The organism is endosymbiont of unidentified scaly snail isolate Monju (assembly GCF_000801295.1).
In the GTDB taxonomy this organism is placed as follows: domain Bacteria; phylum Pseudomonadota; class Gammaproteobacteria; order Chromatiales; family Chromatiaceae; genus MONJU.
The window spans coordinates 2,519,327-2,534,435 of sequence record NZ_AP012978.1; the positions used below are offsets into that span (position 1 = coordinate 2,519,327).

At 62.8% G+C, this 15,109-nt stretch carries 15 protein-coding genes, 1 other RNA gene and 1 pseudogene; 8 read left to right on the plus strand and 9 right to left on the minus strand.

The annotated features are described in order from the left end of the window. Nucleotides 1-39 precede the first annotated feature (39 nt). The 5 genes from EBS_RS12210 to EBS_RS14375 all read left to right on the plus strand — a co-directional run bounded on the left by EBS_RS12210 (nucleotide 40) and on the right by EBS_RS14375 (nucleotide 1,969). Nucleotides 40-264 carry a TIGR02449 family protein gene (locus EBS_RS12210; RefSeq protein WP_043108924.1) on the plus strand — a complete coding sequence of 75 codons (225 nt, stop codon included), beginning with the start codon at nucleotides 40-42 and terminating at the stop codon, nucleotides 262-264. Beyond that, the gene (locus tag EBS_RS12215) at nucleotides 261-575 is read left to right on the plus strand and encodes a cell division protein ZapA (protein ID WP_043108925.1); all 315 of its coding nucleotides are present in this window, start codon (nucleotides 261-263) and stop codon (nucleotides 573-575) included. The genes EBS_RS12210 and EBS_RS12215 overlap by 4 nt, the downstream gene beginning before the upstream one ends. 250 nt (nucleotides 576-825) lie before the next feature. Next, nucleotides 826-1,012: non-coding RNA, 6S RNA (gene ssrS, locus EBS_RS13330), on the plus strand. A 22-nt stretch (nucleotides 1,013-1,034) separates the two neighbouring features. Beyond that, a complete protein-coding gene (locus EBS_RS12220) occupies nucleotides 1,035-1,646 on the plus strand; it encodes a 5-formyltetrahydrofolate cyclo-ligase (RefSeq protein ID WP_043108926.1) in 612 nt (203 codons plus the stop codon). Nucleotides 1,647-1,828: 182 nt separating this feature from the next. After that, complete coding sequence (locus tag EBS_RS14375; RefSeq protein WP_171816253.1) at nucleotides 1,829-1,969, plus strand: hypothetical protein; 141 nt, start codon at nucleotides 1,829-1,831, stop codon at nucleotides 1,967-1,969. A gap of 72 nt (nucleotides 1,970-2,041) precedes the next feature. On the opposite strand, the gene ilvA is transcribed toward EBS_RS14375, so the two are convergent. Continuing rightward, on the minus strand, nucleotides 2,042-3,562 hold the full coding sequence (ilvA, locus tag EBS_RS12225) for a threonine ammonia-lyase, biosynthetic (protein WP_043108927.1): 1,521 nt from the start codon (nucleotides 3,560-3,562) through the stop codon (nucleotides 2,042-2,044). A gap of 141 nt (nucleotides 3,563-3,703) precedes the next feature. Between ilvA and rpiA the strand changes: the two genes are divergently transcribed. After that, on the plus strand, nucleotides 3,704-4,363 hold the full coding sequence (rpiA, locus tag EBS_RS12230; RefSeq protein ID WP_043108928.1) for a ribose-5-phosphate isomerase RpiA: 660 nt from the start codon (nucleotides 3,704-3,706) through the stop codon (nucleotides 4,361-4,363). 377 nt (nucleotides 4,364-4,740) lie between these two features. On the opposite strand, the gene EBS_RS12235 is transcribed toward rpiA, so the two are convergent. The 4 genes from EBS_RS12235 to EBS_RS12250 all read right to left on the minus strand — a co-directional run bounded on the left by EBS_RS12235 (nucleotide 4,741) and on the right by EBS_RS12250 (nucleotide 7,872). Beyond that, on the minus strand, nucleotides 4,741-5,778 hold the full coding sequence (locus EBS_RS12235; RefSeq protein WP_052199578.1) for a porin: 1,038 nt from the start codon (nucleotides 5,776-5,778) through the stop codon (nucleotides 4,741-4,743). Between the two features lie 499 nt (nucleotides 5,779-6,277). Further along, the gene (rpsI, locus tag EBS_RS12240) at nucleotides 6,278-6,670 is read right to left on the minus strand and encodes a 30S ribosomal protein S9 (protein ID WP_043108929.1); all 393 of its coding nucleotides are present in this window, start codon (nucleotides 6,668-6,670) and stop codon (nucleotides 6,278-6,280) included. Nucleotides 6,671-6,680: 10 nt separating this feature from the next. Continuing rightward, nucleotides 6,681-7,112, minus strand: a complete 432-nt coding sequence (gene rplM, locus EBS_RS12245) for a 50S ribosomal protein L13 (protein ID WP_043108930.1) — start codon at nucleotides 7,110-7,112, stop codon at nucleotides 6,681-6,683. 433 nt (nucleotides 7,113-7,545) lie between these two features. Then, the gene (locus EBS_RS12250) at nucleotides 7,546-7,872 is read right to left on the minus strand and encodes a (2Fe-2S) ferredoxin domain-containing protein (protein WP_043108931.1); all 327 of its coding nucleotides are present in this window, start codon (nucleotides 7,870-7,872) and stop codon (nucleotides 7,546-7,548) included. A gap of 68 nt (nucleotides 7,873-7,940) precedes the next feature. On the opposite strand from EBS_RS12250, the gene EBS_RS13220 reads away from it, so the two are divergent. Both EBS_RS13220 and coq7 read left to right on the plus strand, forming a co-directional pair. Continuing rightward, nucleotides 7,941-9,071 carry a (Fe-S)-binding protein gene (locus EBS_RS13220; protein WP_052199579.1) on the plus strand — a complete coding sequence of 377 codons (1,131 nt, stop codon included), beginning with the start codon at nucleotides 7,941-7,943 and terminating at the stop codon, nucleotides 9,069-9,071. A gap of 93 nt (nucleotides 9,072-9,164) precedes the next feature. Next, a complete protein-coding gene (gene coq7 / locus EBS_RS12260) occupies nucleotides 9,165-9,809 on the plus strand; it encodes a 2-polyprenyl-3-methyl-6-methoxy-1,4-benzoquinone monooxygenase (protein ID WP_043108932.1) in 645 nt (214 codons plus the stop codon). 83 nt (nucleotides 9,810-9,892) lie between these two features. On the opposite strand, the gene EBS_RS12265 is transcribed toward coq7, so the two are convergent. From EBS_RS12265 to EBS_RS12280, 4 genes and pseudogenes are all read right to left on the minus strand, one after another. Continuing rightward, nucleotides 9,893-11,893: a tetratricopeptide repeat-containing sulfotransferase family protein gene (locus EBS_RS12265; protein WP_043108933.1), complete on the minus strand. Its 2,001-nt coding sequence runs from the start codon at nucleotides 11,891-11,893 to the stop codon at nucleotides 9,893-9,895. A 142-nt stretch (nucleotides 11,894-12,035) separates the two neighbouring features. Next, on the minus strand, nucleotides 12,036-13,100 hold the full coding sequence (gene hemE / locus EBS_RS12270; protein WP_043108934.1) for a uroporphyrinogen decarboxylase: 1,065 nt from the start codon (nucleotides 13,098-13,100) through the stop codon (nucleotides 12,036-12,038). A 41-nt stretch (nucleotides 13,101-13,141) separates the two neighbouring features. After that, a pseudogene (locus EBS_RS12275) lies at nucleotides 13,142-13,512 on the minus strand (GxxExxY protein). A 120-nt stretch (nucleotides 13,513-13,632) separates the two neighbouring features. After that, nucleotides 13,633-15,087 (minus strand): glutamate synthase subunit beta, encoded by a 1,455-nt coding sequence (locus tag EBS_RS12280; protein WP_043108935.1) that lies wholly within the window; start codon nucleotides 15,085-15,087, stop codon nucleotides 13,633-13,635. Nucleotides 15,088-15,109: the final 22 nt, after the last annotated feature.

Consider the following 15,109-nt stretch of genomic DNA (forward strand, 5'->3'; position numbering starts at 1 on the left):
AGGATGCGACCAGGCGCAAAGCCGTCTAGAATCGGGACCATGAGCGACAGCCCCATCCAGGAACAAGACCTGCGCGCCCTCGAGATACGGGTCGAGGAACTGATCCGTGCCTGCGCACACCTGAAGGACGAGAACAAGACCCTGCGCGCCGAGCTGGAACAGCTCTCCGCCGAGCGGGACCGGCTGATGCGCAATCATGCCGCGGCACGGGTGCGCGTCGAATCCCTGATCGAACGCCTGAAGACCATCGAGGCCACCTCATGAGCAGCAAGCGCAACGCCGTGGCCGTCACCATCCTTGGCAAGGAATACCGCATCGGCTGCGAACCCGAGGACGAAGAGGCCCTGCTCAAGGCGGCGCGCTTTCTCGACGCGAGCATGAAGGAGATCCGCGGCACCGGCAAGGTGATCGGCACCGACCGCATTGCGGTGATGGCCGCGCTGAACATCGCCCACGAACTGCTGGCGCGCGAACACAATGCCGACACCGCGGCCAGCACCGCCAACAAGCGCATCCGCGCCCTGCGTGAACGCATCGAGGTGGCGCTCAACGACAGCGCCCAGCTCGAGCTTTGATTCTTCGCCCCGCGCAGCGGGATGTTCGGGGCGGGGAGGCCGCCTACCCTGCCGGAGGCCCGGCCGAATATTCGCGACGAGGACGTCGTTCCTACCCGTAGGAGGTCCGTCCTCGGGCCGAACCGTTCGCCGCAGGGGCGCCGCTCCTGCGGGCAGGTGGTCCGCCCCCGGGCCGAATTCGTTCCCAGGCCGCAACGCACCCGGTCACCCCTTGTACTTTTACCGGGTCAGGTTTAGTCTGATCTATAGGCATCCCCTGCAGTGTACGACAGCAGGCCAGTTATTCCTTTGAGCCTATGCTTACGCACTTCGGGATCGTTGCACGGCGGCTGGTGTGTATGTCCGCCACCGAGCGGAAAGCCTGAGGCCCCGTTTCGGTCCCTCTTGAACCTCTCGGTTCAAGGATCACGGCCGGCATCGGCACAGGTGGGGGATGCCCCTCTTTCAACACGCCCGATCATGTCTCCATCCAGCCCTTCCAGCGAACTCCAGGAACTGCGCCGCCAGCTGAGGCTATGGCGCATCGGTTTGGACCCGGTTACCCGGCAACGTGCCTCGCTTGCCGTCAACTCCCGCGTCAGTCGTCTTGCCGCCTTTCGACGCGCCCGCCATGTCGCGGCCTATGTCGGCAGCAAGGGCGAGATCGACCCCATGCCGCTGTTGTACATGGCGCACCTGATGGGCAAGGCCTGTTACCTGCCCGTGCTGCATCCCTTTCTGCCTAGCCGCCTGTGGTTCATGCGCTGGACACCCGACATGCCCATGGTGGCGAATCGTTTTGGCATCCCCGAACCGCCTTGTGACATCGCACTGCGGCGCGGTGCACAATGGATGGACCTGATATTGATGCCGCTGCTCGGCTTCGATCGCCATTGCCATCGGCTCGGCATGGGCGGCGGATTCTACGATCGCACCCTGGCCTTCACCCGCGGGCGTCGGCTACTGCGCCGCCCCTTGCTGATCGGGCTGGCGCACGATGCTCAACGCTGCGAAGACCTGCCGGTTGCGCCCTGGGACGTATCACCACACATGATCGTGACACCGACAGCTTGTGTCGCTTGTCACACCTGATCCGATAGAAATCAAACCACTTTTGCTCGTTGGAGAATGCGGCGATCGCACGCCTGCACACACCAGGCGCCGACGGCGTCTGTCGTAAACGTCACTTGACAAGACGAGAAGTCTGGCATTTTCACTTTCGTTGTTTATACTCTTGCCAAGATCGAATCCAACTGTACCGCTGGAGGGGAGTGATGGCAGTCAAGAAAGTCGCCAAGAAGAAGGTTGCAAAGAAAACGGCAAAGAAGAAGGTCGCCAAGAAGACCACAAAGAAAAAGGTCAGCAAGAAGGTGACGCCCCGCCCGCGCAAGGTGACTCCACGCAAGAAGCGTTGACAGGCAGGCGCTGTCGCTCAAACCCCAAAGGCCCGGCCATGATGCCGGGCCTTTTTCGTGGATGGCTGCGACTCAACCGCCCGAGGCAAACAACCGGTAGGCGGGGTTGTCAGTCTCTTCCGTGTAGTCGTAGCCCAGTTCCTTCATGTACGACTCGAAGGCCTTGCGCTCGCCGACTGCCAGCTGGATACCAACCAGTACGCGACCATAGGCGGCTCCGTGGTTCCGATAGTGGAACAGACTGATGTTCCAGCCGCGCGACAAGCCCGACAGGAAGTCCAGCAGGGCGCCGGGACGTTCGGGAAACATGAAACGGTACACCCGTTCATCGACCGCCTGGGGCGCGTGCCCGCCCACCATGTAGCGGATATGCAGTTTGGCCGTCTCGTTGTCGGTCATGTCCACCACCGAGTACCCCTTGTCGCGCAGTTGGGCGAGCAGGCGCTCCTTTTCCTGCGCACCTTCGCGCAACTCCACACCGCAGAACACTTGCGCATCGTGGTCGTCGGCGTAGCGGTAGTTGAACTCGGTGATGGCACGCTTGCCGAGCACGCGGCAGAAACGCAGGAAGGCGCCGGGCTTCTCGGGAATCTGTACTGCCAGCAGGGCCTCGCGCTGCTCACCGATCTCGGTACGCTCGGCGACATGACGCAGCCGGTCGAAATTGATGTTCGCTCCGCTGAGCAGGGCCACCAGGGTCCGGTCCTTCATGCCGCTGTCGGCCACGTATTGCTTGATACCCGCCACCGCGAGCGCCCCGGCCGGCTCGGCCACTGAACGGGTGTCGTCGAAGATATCCTTGATCGCCGCGCAGATCTGGTCGGTACTCACCAGCACCACCTCGTCCACCAGCTTGCGCGCCACACGGAAGGTCTCCTTGCCGATCTGGCGTACGGCCACGCCATCGGCAAACAGGCCGACCTGCTTCAGGCTCACACGCCGACCGGCACGCATCGCCGCATGCAGGGTGGGGGCGTCCTCGGGCTCCACGCCGATGATGCGGATCTCGGGGCGCACATGCTTCACATAGGCCGCAATGCCGGCGATGAGACCACCACCACCGACCGGCACGAAGATCGCCTCGATGGGATCGGCATGCTGACGCAGGATCTCCATGCCGATGGTGCCTTGGCCAGCGATCACCTTGGGATCGTCGAAGGGATGAATGAAGCTCAACCCCTTCTCCTCGGCCAGCTTCAAGGCATGCGCATTGGCCTCGTCGTAGGAATCGCCATACAGTATCGCCTTGCCCCCCAGGCGGCGCACCGTATCGACCTTGATACCCGGCGTGGTGGTGGGCATGACGATGGTGGTCGGCACACCCAATTCGCGTCCCGCCAGCGCCACCCCCTGTGCATGATTACCGGCCGAGGCCGCGATCACTCCCTTGGCACGCGCCGCCTCGTCCAGGCTGTAGATCTTGTTGTAGGCGCCGCGCAGCTTGAACGAGAACACCTGTTGTGCATCCTCGCGCTTGAGCAGGATGTTGCAACCCAGGCGGTCACTCAGGCGACGCACCGGCTCCAGGGGGGTCTCACACGCCACGTCATAGACACGAGCGCGCAGGATCTCTTCGATGTAACAGCGGGGCATGAACAGTCTCTGTATTCTTTACGATCGAACGCCCATGATACGGCATAACCGCTTGTCGGAGTTCACCGACCGGGCCAACATGGCAGGTCGCCCCGTATAATGGTAAGTTTCCAGCCATCCCTTTCAGGCAGGACAAACACCATGAACCAGGACGAAATGAAGAAGCTTGCGGCGCAGGCCGCGCTGGAGTATCTGCCGGACGGCGGCATCATCGGCATCGGCACCGGCTCGACCGTGAACCACTTCATTGACGCGCTGGCACCCATCAAGGGCCGCTTCGAGGGCGCAGTATCCAGTTCCGAGGCCTCAACCGAACGGCTCAAGGCCATCGGCATCCCGGTGCTGGACCTCAACGCCGTCGGCGACCTGGAGATCTATGTCGATGGCGCCGACGAATCCAACCGCCACCTGCAACTGATCAAGGGCGGAGGTGGCGCACTCACCCGCGAGAAGATCATCGCCGCGGCCAGCAAGCGCTTCGTGTGCATCGCCGACGAGACCAAGCTGGTAGACGTGCTGGGCACCTTCCCGCTGCCGGTCGAGGTCATCCCCATGGCGCGCAGCTACGTGGCGCGCGAGCTGGTCAAGCTGGGCGGCGCCCCGGTGTGGCGCGAGAACTTCGTCACCGACAACGGCAACCTGATCCTCGACGTGCACAACCTCGAGATCATGGAGCCTGCCCACCTCGAGACCACCATCAACCAGATCGCGGGCGTGGTCACCGTGGGCCTGTTCGCCCATCGCGGCGCCGACGTGCTCATTCTCGGTACCCCGGAAGGCCCGAAGGTCATCGAGCCCTGACTACGGAAGGTTTTTCTTCACGACGAGGAAAACCCGCCCCCATCCCTGGGGGCGGGTATTACCGCCGGGAAACTCTCCGATCCCTGGAGACAGCCTCCTTGCCTCAGGCCTCCCTGCCCGAGCCACTCATCCCTGACGGCGCGACCATTGTCGTCCCGACATCTCCCGCAGTCATCGGAAAATTGCTGCTGCGCTTGTAGGAAAAATCTGATTTTCTTGCGGGCAGCATTCAGCGAAGACTCGGCCCGGGGATGGACCCCTGCGGCTGGAGCGGTGTTCTCGCCGCGAAGAATTCACCGGTAGGCGGCTGAACGACATCCCCAACAAAAAACGGGGCCCGAAGGCCCCGTCGAGAGTCACAGATTCCGATCGGATGATCAGAAGGTGTGGATCATGCCCAGTGCAAAGTTGCTGGTGTCCGGAGTCGCAACCGGATTGTTCTGGTTGGCGTAGGCAGCGTACACCTGGGTGCGCTTGCTGAACTTGTGGCCCACACCAATGCCGAAGCGCTTAACCTTGTTGGCAGCGCCACTGGGATCTTTTTCACCATAGTTAATCACGACAAAGTTGTTGCCGAAGTTGGCCTTACCGGCCAGGCCCCAGACAGTACGGTCGTCACCGGCAACACCGATGTCGCTCTTGTCTTCGTAGTTGGCACCGACAGTGAAGTCACCGAAGGTATAGCTTGCGCCAACCTGCCACATGGTCTGGTCTTTTGCCGCACCGCCTCCGTTGAAGTCGCCGGTAAAGACCTCATAACCAATACCGACCTTCAGGCCGCCGCCGCCATAAATCAGGGCGAGAGAGTAGGCATCGGCCAGATTGTTGGCGGAGTTGAAGTTGGTGTTGCGGTGGCGCGCGTTGGTGGTAGTCCCAATCGGGGAAAAGACGGTGGTGGTTGTCCGCACGCCGCTCTGCTCACCCGGCACGATGGCCGCGGCCACGGTGAAGCCGCTCATGTTGGGCGAGATGTAGGCGATGGCATTGTCGGCACGCACTTCGGTGAAGCCGATCTTGTTCATATCGATGACAGAGTCGCCCAGGAAATCGGTGCCCGAGGCATAGAAGGCCACCTTGGCCGGGGTGTCGTGACGGCCAGCCAGGAAGGTACCCCAGCTGCCGGACAGACCGACATAGGCACTACGCGCGCTGATCGGGGTGCTTGCAGCGCCACCGTCGGAGATGTTGTAGCCCATTTCGTACTTGAAGATGGCCTTCAGGCCGTCGCCCAGATCCTCGGAACCCTTAATGCCAACGCGCGAGGCGTTGCTGTTGACAGTGTAGTTGTCGCTCGGACTGTTGTCGTTGGACTGAATGGAGACGTGCGCCTTGCCGTACAGGGTGGTGTCAGCGGCGACAGCAGCCGGCGCGGCCACGACGGCGGCGATGGCAGCAGCGATAAGCTTCTTGTTCATTTCAGAACTCCCGCAAATGGTTGATGGGTTGATTTGCACGGGCAATGGTAGTGTGACGAGCCACACATTGCAAGCCCTTCTTTGCAAAAAAAACACGCCACCATACGAGCTGTGGCTTTTTTGCAACATCACGGGAATTCAAGGGCTTGGGACACATTGGCGATGCAGATAGCGAAGAATGCTGGGGCTTCGGGGCTCTTTCACGACGAGGCGACCTGCAATTCACCACAGAGAACAGAGCACACAGAGAGATTCTCTGCAGGGTGCCTCGCTTGCCCAAAGCTTGTGACAGCAAGCGCTCATGGCCGCCCGCTTCCGGTCCGGTGCTGACCGTTCCACATCGGGCCTTGACCATGGTTTCCACGTGACGCCGAGAATTGTGCTTCTGCCACCCTATGATCTCTGTGTGCTCTGTATCCTCTGTGGTGAGCCGCCCAAAATGCAAAAGGCCCCTCCACAAGGGGGGCCTTCTCTGCTCGGGCGATCGCGTGGCAGCGGATCAGCGCTTGGAGTACTGCGGACGCTTGCGCGCCTTGTGCAGACCCACCTTCTTGCGCTCGACCATGCGGGCATCGCGGGTCAGCAGACCGGCCTGACGCAGCGGGGCGCGCAGCGACTCGTCGTATTCCAGCAGGGCGCGGGCGATGCCGTGACGGATGGCACCGGCCTGACCGGTGTTGCCACCACCCTTGACGGTGACCTTGACGTCGAGCTTGTTGAGGTTGTCGGTGAGCACCAGCGGCTGGCGCACCACCATGCGCGCGGTCTCGCGGCCGAAAAACTCGTCGAGCGCGCGGCCGTTGACAGTGATCTTGCCGCTACCGGGCGACAGGAAGACGCGGGCAGTGGAGGTCTTGCGACGACCGGTTCTGTAGTTCGCTTGCATTGCCATGACGACTCTCTCAGATATCCAGCGGCTTGGGCTGTTGGGCCTGGTGGGGGTGCTCGGGGCCGGCGAAGATGCGCAGCTTCTTCATCATGGCGCGGCCCAGCGGGGTGCGCGGCAGCATACCGCGGACGGCGGTCTCGAGCACGCGCTCGGGCGCCTTCTGCAGGAGCTTTTCCAGGCTGATCGACTTGAGGTTGCCGATGTAACCGGTGTGATGATAGTACATCTTGTCCTTCATCTTGTTGCCGGTGACCCGGATCTTCTCGGCATTGACCACGACGATGTAGTCGCCGGTGTCCACGTGCGGCGTGAAGATGGGCTTGTGCTTGCCTTTCAGACGACGCGCGATCTCGGAGGCGAGACGGCCGAGGGTCTTGCCTTCGGCGTCCACGACGTACCAGTCGCGGCGGACTTCTGCGGGTTTGGCGCTGACCGTGGTTTTCATTTTCCTGCTCCAGCGGGGCCTGCACGCAGGCCACCAGGACTCGGGTTCAAGTGGTTTCACGAAAGGGCGCGAATATTAGCGTCCCCGGCGGCGCTTGACAAGCACTTTCGACCGCCTCGGCACTCTTCGGCCCGAGAACGTATCTCCGGCGTCCAGCAGCGGCACCCCCGCCGCGAACATGCCGCCAAAGGACCAGCCCCTCGCAGGAATGGCGTCCTCGCGGTGAACCCCCGCACAGGGATGTACGACGCAGGCAAAAAAAACGCGTGGCGGGGGGCGCCACGCGAAATGTAACCGCCAAAGGAGGATGGAGGAGTACTGACTCGATGAATCAGTATGTGAGAAGTTTCTGATATTCCTGTGCAGCTGTCAAGTGCACCAGTTCACATTGCGTGTTGGTCTTCAGCGACGTCCAGCAACCCGGAGGGGTGTCTCAGATGGCGTCTTCGCGGTTGATGAGCAGGCGCTCCACCCGCCGGCCGTGGCGTAGATGCTCCTCGATGATCTCGTCCAGGTCGCTCTGGTCGACGTAGGTGTACCAGGTCTCCTCGGGATAGATTACGATCACCGGCCCCTGCTCGCAGCGATCCAGGCAACCGGCGGTGTTGATGCGCACACGGCCCGCCCCGTGGATGCCCAGCGCCTTGCAGCGCTGCTTGACGTAGTCGCGCGCCTCGCGCGCACCACAGTCATTGCACGAGGGCCGGCCATCGTCACGCTGGTTGGTGCAGAAGAAAACATGGTACTGGTAGCGACCCATCGGCTGCCTCACTCTCGCTGTGGGATGACAGCCATTATACTGGTGCGCCCTGCAACCATCCCAGCACTATGAACGACCGCGACAACGCCCTGCAGGCCGCCGATCACTGCGTGAAATGCGGTCTCTGCCTGCCGCACTGCCCCACCTATCGGCTGTATGCCGACGAAGCCGATTCGCCGCGCGGCCGCATTGCCCTCGCCGAGGGCCTGCTGCGCGGCATGCTGGCACCCGACGCCACGCTGCGCGAACACCTGGACCGCTGCCTGTTATGCCGCGCCTGCGAGGTCCATTGCCCATCTGGCGTGAGATTCGGTCGCATCATGGATGCCGCACGCAACGAACTCGGGCCAGGCGAGGCTGCTCCCTCACTCGACCGCCCGCTGGCGCGCCTGGGGCTCGCCCTGGCCCGCCACCTGCCACTGCCTGGGCGTCGGGCCCGACTGGCGCGCGCCCTGCCGGGCAGCGGTTCGGCGCCTGCACCCGGCCACTATGCCCCGTCCGGGACCCCGCGCAGCCGCCTGGGCCTGCTCACCGGCTGCGTGACCGGGACCCAGCAGGCCGGCGCGCTGCATGCGGCGATCCGCCTGCTCAACGCCCTGGGCCACGAGGTGGTGATCCCGCCCGCGGCGGCCTGTTGCGGCGCCCTGGCCGCACACCACGGCGACCCGGCAACCGCCGTGCGCCAGACCGACGCACTGCACGGGGCCTTCACCGGACTCGACGGCGTGGTCGCCATCGCCAGCGGCTGCGCCCTGCAACTGCACGAAACCCTGCCCGAGCTCGGCCCCGAAGACATCGTCACACGCCTGGCCCGGGAGCTGCCGGACTCAGGCCTGCGCTTTGCCCCCGTGAACACCCGAGTGGCCCTGCACGTCCCCTGCACCCTGGCCAACGGCCTGCGCCGGGGAGACGATCTGCCGCGCCTGATCGATTGCCTGCCGGAGACCGACTGGCCCCCCCTGGGGCGGCCTGGCGGCTGCTGTGGCGCAGCCGGCATGCACCTGCTGACCCGGCACGCACAGGCCGAACGACTGCGCCAGCCGCTACTCGACCAGCTGCTGCGCGAACGCCCCGCGCTGCTGCTCACCAGTAACATCGGTTGTGCCCTGCACCTGGCCGAGGGCGCACGGGCGCACGGGCTGTCGATCGAGGTCTTGCACCCGGTGGAACTGCTGGCACGGCAACTCGAGGAGGCCTGAGCACGCGCCATTGCCCAGCCCGGATGCTTCACCGATTCTCGGGATACCGGCAAAAGATCCGGGTCAACCACCATTTCCGCTACAATCACCCGTATGAGCAATCGACACTACAGCACCGCCGACACCCTGCTGCTGGGCTTCGACCAGGCCCTGCGCACCCTGTTCGGCCAGCCGAAAGTCACCGGCCGCCCCAATCCGGCCGACAGCATCGAAGAGACCGAGCTGGACGAGCGCCAGCGCGACCACATCGCCCGCCTGCTGCGCATCGACCATACCGGCGAGGTGTGCGCCCAGGGGCTGTCCCAGGGACAGGCACTCACCGCGCGTGATCCAGAAGTGCGCGACGCCATGGAGCAGTCTGCCGACGAGGAGAACGACCATCTCGCCTGGTGCCAGCAACGCATCGAGGAACTGGGTGGACGCACCAGCCTGCTCAACCCCCTGTGGTATGCGGGCTCACTGGCCATCGGCGCGACGGCCGGGCTGGCCGGCGACCGCTGGAGCCTGGGCTTCGTCGGCGAGACCGAACGCCAGGTCGAGGCCCATCTGCGGTCTCACCTCGACGAGATCCCCCCCGAAGACCGCCGCTCGCGCGCCATCCTCGAGCAGATGAAGACCGACGAGATCGAACACGGCGAGAAGGCCATGCGCCATGGTGGCGCCGAGTTGCCCGCACCGGTGAAGCTGGCGATGAAGCTGACATCAAAGGTGATGACGAAATCGGTCTATTACCTCTGAGCCCCCCCCGAACAAGTTCCCCCGCTTGCGGGGACCAGGAAGGGGCGCCCTGCCAGCCCCCTTCCATGCCAGGGATCGTAGTCCTACATTTCGAACAGGCCGTACTCGTCCGGAATATCGTCCGGCTTGAATTCGCGTAACGCCTCGAACAGCGGCCTCAGATGCTTTTCGTAGGGTTTCCAACGCCCGATCGACGTTGAATAGAGCTTCTGACGAACCTGCCACTTACTCGCGGTCTGCACCTGGCGTTCCTGTTCGTAGAAGCGCTTCATGGCATCCTCGACCGTGATACCGAGGAATGCTGCCAGGCGGTGGATCATCCCTTCGAGGTCGGTGACCAGTTTCTCATAATCGAGCGTGAACACGGGGTTGGGAATGAGCGATTTCCAGTGACTCATGAGACGCTCCTGCTCCCAGTACTGGAACGCCAGGTTTTTCAGATCGTAGGCATAGGGGTGGTAGCCGCCAAAATCCTGGAAATAGATCGACAATAGGTTGTCGCGTGGATCGCGCCGGATATGGATCACCGGCGCGCACGGAAACTCCAGCGCAAACAGGCCCAACAGTTGAAAGTTGTGGGGCAGTTTGTTGGTCACGAAGGACTCGCCATGGCGTGCCTGCGCCTCGAGACGGGCCAGATGGTTCCGAGCCATCGCCTCACAATCGACGGCATCCACAGCCAGAATGCTCTCGGCCTCGTCGAGAATCCGGGGCACTTGAAGTCCGGGCCCGGCACTGAGGCCCGTCACGGCGCCAAATTCGCCCGCACCATGCACGGCGGAATGCGCCGAGACGATCTGTTCGGTAAGGGTCGTACCTGAACGGGGCATGCCCACGATAAGCACCGGCAAGCGACTGTCCAGCCCCCAGTCGGCGCGCTCTTCAAAGAACGAACGACTGTAGATCTTCAGGGTACGATCGACCCACCCCCGGTAAGCAAGCCGGTCCCAGCTGTATCCCTTGAGCTGGTTGCCGCGCTTGTAATAGCGAAAGGCCTTGTCATACTCCTTGATGTTGCGGTAATGGTTGCCCAGTGCGAAACCCATCGAGGTGCGCACTTTCGCATCGATGGCCGGATCATCGATTCGCTTTTCCATAAAGGCGACACCGGTGTCATCCAACTTGCGCTTGGGCACGAATGCCAGATGGACACGCGCAGCGACATTCTCCGGGTCTTTTTTCAGTATCCGCTGCAACAAGGCTTCCTGCAGATCGAAATCACCGATGAGCGAAAGCGTCTGCGCTGCCTCCAACAGGATATCGGGATCGTCGCCACCTTGTTCCACCGCCTCATCAAGAGCACCCCGCCCTGTTTCGATTTCGCCGGAAGTAACATACAAATCGGCTAACGCCAACGCGGTTTTCGGAATGGAGGCACCCAATTCACGCGCCTTCTTCAGAGCCTCTTCGGCATCGCCGTATTCACCTCGTTCGCCAAGTACCTTACCCAAGGCATAGAACAGGAGCGGATCTTCGGATGTCTTCTCGATGGCTCGCCGGAAATAACGTTCCGCCAATTCGTGACGACTGAGGCCGTAATAGATCTTGCCCACCTCGTGCAGGAAATCACCATCCTCGGCATCAGCCAGCTCTGCCGCCCGAGCTACGGCCTCGTCCACCTGCCTGGGCTTGCGTAATTCCATCCGGATCTTGGCCAGGTTCAGCCAGGCCCTGGGATCTTCGGGCGAGATTTTCACCGCCTGCTCGAACAGGACCTCCGCCTCCCGCAGGCGCTTCAACTCGTGCTGGACAATGGCCAGATTGTCAATGGCGTCACGTGACTTGGGGTCCAACCGAATGGTCGCTTGAAACGCGTCGCGGGCCTTTTCCAGTTCCCGCTTCATGAAATAGGCCATCCCAAGGTTGTAATGATAGAGCCCGACCTTGGGTGCCTTGCGGATCGCTTGCCTTATCAGTCCAATGGCATCGTCGGGTTTGCCCTCGACCAATTGGATGTACCCCGCCAAGTGAAGCGCGTCGGGGTGGCTGGGAAAATGCTTTCGTACCTCGTCGATAATCGCCTTCGCCCGCCCAAAATCTTGGCGATTCAGTGCATGCACCGCCGCGGCCAGTGCGTGCTTCAACTCGGCCTGCCGAGAATCCCCGTTTGAAGCTTGCGGCATCCTGGCACTTTTCCTGGATATCGGAGAGGAAGATTTACCAGCCATGTTGCTTTTCTCGACCGCTCGCCAAAGTAGGTATCATCGCGTGGCTCGCTCTCAAAACTCAGCCATGATACGCCCGACTCAACTCATGCACCGCCTCGACCATGGCGGCGGCGTGCTCGGGCGGGATCTCGGGGTGGATGCCATGGCCCAGGTTGAAGACGTGCCCCGAGCCCTGGCCATAGCTCTCCAGGATCTCGGCCACCGCGCGGCGGATGGCCTCGGGCGAGGCGTAGAGGGTACAGGGGTCGAGGTTGCCCTGCAGCGCCACGCGGTCGCCGACACGACGGCGTGCCTCGCCGATGTCGATGGTCCAGTCGAGCCCCAGGGCGTCGGCACCGGTGTCGGCCATCATCTCCAGCCAGCCCATGCCGCCCTTGGTGAACAGGATCACCGGCACGCGGCGGCCTTCGGCCTCGCGGGTCAGGCCATCGACGATGCGTTGCATATAGGCCAGGGAGAAGGCCGCGTAGTCGCGCGGGGTGAGGGTGCCGCCCCAGGTGTCGAAGATCATCACGGCCTGGGCACCGGCGGCGATCTGGGCGTTGAGATAGGCGGTCACTGCATCAGCCAGCTTGCCGAGCAGGGCGTGCATCAGTTCGGGGGCGTCGAACAGCATGCCCTTGGAGCGGGCAAAGTTCTTGGTGCTGCCCCCCTCGACCATGTAGGTGGCGAGCGTCCAGGGGCTGCCGGAGAAGCCGATCAGGGGCACCCGGCCGTCGAGCTCGCGGCGGATGGTGCGCACCGCGTCCATGACGTAGCCCAGGTCGTCCTCCATGTCGGGCACGCCCAGGGCCTCGATGGCGGCACGGTCGCGTACCGGGCGCTCGAACTTCGGCCCTTCACCCTCGCCGAAGTACAGCCCCAGGCCCATGGCGTCGGGAATGGTGAGGATGTCGGAAAACAGGATGGCTGCGTCCAGCGGGAAACGCTCCAGCGGCTGGATGGTCACTTCGCAGGCCAGTTCGGGGTTCTTGCACAGCTCGAGAAAGCTGCCCGCCTTGGCGCGGGTGGCGCGGTATTCGGGCAGGTAACGACCGGCCTGGCGCATCATCCACACTGGGGTCGTGTCCACGGGCTCGCGTAGCAGGGCGCGCAGGAAACGGTCGTTCTTCAGTTCAGTCATTTTGATTTTCAACCACAGAGGACACAGAGAGCACAGAGACTTCAAATTCGATAACGCCGGATACCATCGACCAAGCGAGGCACATTGAAATTGATGAGCAAACCAATGCCGACCTTCGCCAAACGCATATAGGTCAAAAGCTGCGCCTCATGGACAGACGCAATCTTTTCGACGCTCTTCAACTCCAACAATACCGTTTTTCCACCAGGATATCGATCCTGTAGCCACAATCGAGAGAACCCTCTTTGTACCGAACGGGGAGAGGCAGCTCTGCATCAAAATTCAGCCCTTGAGCACCGAGTTCGTGAACGAGACATCGCTGATAGGCCGATTCCAGCAGGCCTGGCCCCAGGGTGCGATGCACCTCGATCGCGCAACCTATGATTTTCCTTGTCAAAGGGTCTCCATCCATGGGGCTGTTACTTTTGGTTGTGGAAATAACCACAGAAAGCGCGGATATTACTGGGTAATCTGCATGGCCCCCTTGCCCCCCCACACTCTGTGTTCTCTGTGCCCTCTGTGGTAAATCAAGCTATCGCGGCAGATCGGTGCGCCCCATGAGGTATTCGTCGATGGCGGCAGCGGCCGGGCGGCCTTCGCGGATGGCCCAGACCACCAGCGACTGACCGCGGCGCATGTCGCCAGCAGCGAAGACACCGTCGATGGAGGTACGGTAGGCGTCGCGGCCCTCGGTACCGCCCCGCACGTTGCCGCGCGCATCCAGCGCCACGCCCAGTTCCTCGAGCATGCCCTCGTGCACCGGGTGGACGAAGCCCATGGCCAGCGTCACCAGGTCGGCCTTGAGTTCGAATTCGGAACCTTCGATCTCGTGCATCTGCATCCGGCCCTGCTCGTCACGCTCCCAACGCACCTTGACGCAGCGCAGGCCACGCACGTGTCCGTTGCCGTCGTCGAGGAATTCCTTGGTGAGCACGTTCCACATGCGCTCGCAGCCCTCTTCCTGCGAGGTGGAGGTACGCAGCTTGTGCGGCCAGTCGGGCCAGACCAGGTCCTTGTCTTCCTTTTCGGGCGGGCGATCCATGATCTCGATCTGGGTGATCGAGCGCGCGCCGTGACGCACCGAGGTGCCGATGCAGTCGGAGCCGGTATCCCCGCCGCCGATCACCACCACGTCCTTATCCTTGGCAGAGATCAGGTACTCCTCGGCACCGGGCACGCCCTGCACCACCTTGCTGTTGGCGCGCAGGAAGTCCATGGCGAAGTGCACACCTTCGAGATCACGGCCCGGCACCGGCAGGTCACGCGGCTGCTCGGAGCCCCCGGCGAGCAGCACGGCGTCGAACTCGTCGATGAGCTGGCGCGCCGGGATGTCCACGCCGATGTGACGGTTGATGTGGAACTCCACACCCTCGGCGCGCATCTGCGCGATACGCCGGTCGAGCAGCTTCTTGTTGAGCTTGAAGTCGGGAATGCCATAACGCAGCAGGCCGCCGATGCGGTCCTGGCGTTCGTAGACCACGACGTGATGACCGACCCGTGCCAGCTGCTGGGCAGCGGCCAGCCCGGCAGGGCCGGAGCCGACCACGGCGATCCGCTTGCCGGTCTTGTGTGCCGCGACCTGGGGCTTGATCCAGCCCATCTCCCAGCCCTTGTCGACGATGGCGCACTCGATGCTCTTGATGGTCACCGGCTCGTCGGTGATGTTGAGGGTGCACGACTCCTGGCAGGGCGCCGGGCAGATGCGGCCGGTGACTTCGGGGAAGTTGTTGGTCGAGTGCAGCATCTCGAGCGCCTCGCGCCAGTCGCCGGTATAGACCAGGTCATTCCAGTCGGGGATCAGGTTGTTGACCGGACAACCCTGGTGGCAAAACGGAATGCCACAGTCCATGCAACGCGCGCCCTGGGCGCTGAGCTGTTCGTCGCTGAGCGGGATGACGAACTCGTCGAAGTGCCGGATGCGGTCGGCCACGGGCGCATAACTGCGCTCCTGGCGCGGGATCTCTTTAAAACCGGTTGGCTTGCCCATTGTTTGTTACCTGAATACTGTG

Bases quoted from the DNA above. Each gene is read 5' to 3' on its own strand.
- rplM (WP_043108930.1), bottom strand. From the start codon at position 7,112: ATGAAAACCACGGTCAGCGCCAAACCCGCAGAAGTCCGCCGCGACTGG.
- rpiA (WP_043108928.1), top strand. From the start codon at position 3,704: ATGAACCAGGACGAAATGAAGAAGCTTGCGGCGCAGGCCGCGCTGGAG.
- EBS_RS12235 (WP_052199578.1), bottom strand. From the start codon at position 5,778: ATGAACAAGAAGCTTATCGCTGCTGCCATCGCCGCCGTCGTGGCCGCG.
- EBS_RS12210 (WP_043108924.1), top strand. From the start codon at position 40: ATGAGCGACAGCCCCATCCAGGAACAAGACCTGCGCGCCCTCGAGATA.
- EBS_RS13220 (WP_052199579.1), top strand. From the start codon at position 7,941: ATGAACGACCGCGACAACGCCCTGCAGGCCGCCGATCACTGCGTGAAA.
- EBS_RS14375 (WP_171816253.1), top strand. From the start codon at position 1,829: ATGGCAGTCAAGAAAGTCGCCAAGAAGAAGGTTGCAAAGAAAACGGCA.
- EBS_RS12280 (WP_043108935.1), bottom strand. From the start codon at position 15,087: ATGGGCAAGCCAACCGGTTTTAAAGAGATCCCGCGCCAGGAGCGCAGT.
- ilvA (WP_043108927.1), bottom strand. From the start codon at position 3,562: ATGCCCCGCTGTTACATCGAAGAGATCCTGCGCGCTCGTGTCTATGAC.
- EBS_RS12220 (WP_043108926.1), top strand. From the start codon at position 1,035: ATGTCTCCATCCAGCCCTTCCAGCGAACTCCAGGAACTGCGCCGCCAG.
- rpsI (WP_043108929.1), bottom strand. From the start codon at position 6,670: ATGGCAATGCAAGCGAACTACAGAACCGGTCGTCGCAAGACCTCCACT.
- EBS_RS12215 (WP_043108925.1), top strand. From the start codon at position 261: ATGAGCAGCAAGCGCAACGCCGTGGCCGTCACCATCCTTGGCAAGGAA.
- hemE (WP_043108934.1), bottom strand. From the start codon at position 13,100: ATGACTGAACTGAAGAACGACCGTTTCCTGCGCGCCCTGCTACGCGAG.
- coq7 (WP_043108932.1), top strand. From the start codon at position 9,165: ATGAGCAATCGACACTACAGCACCGCCGACACCCTGCTGCTGGGCTTC.
- EBS_RS12250 (WP_043108931.1), bottom strand. From the start codon at position 7,872: ATGGGTCGCTACCAGTACCATGTTTTCTTCTGCACCAACCAGCGTGAC.